Below are 223 nucleotides of genomic sequence, written 5' to 3' on the forward strand. Positions count from 1 at the left end.
CTTAGATACGGAATCACTTAAGGATGTACTCTTAGATACGGAATCACTTAAGGACGTGCTCTTAGAGGCTGAGTCAGATAAGGACGTGCTCTTAGATGCTGAATCACTTAAGGACGTGCTCTTAGATGCTGAGTCGCTCAATGACGTGCTCTTAGATGCTGAGTCGCTCAATGACGTGCTCTTAGATACGGAATCACTTAAGGATGTACTCTTAGATACGGAA

At 43.9% G+C, this 223-nt stretch carries 1 protein-coding gene; it reads left to right on the forward strand.

All coding sequences use genetic code 11. The annotated features are described in order from the left end of the window. On the forward strand, positions 1-223 hold a 223-nt coding region (locus tag SMIDD26_RS12430), incomplete at both ends, for a hypothetical protein (RefSeq protein ID WP_246747048.1).

This window comes from Streptococcus mitis (assembly GCF_001579035.1).
GTDB classification, from domain to species: Bacteria; Bacillota; Bacilli; order Lactobacillales; family Streptococcaceae; genus Streptococcus; species Streptococcus mitis_J.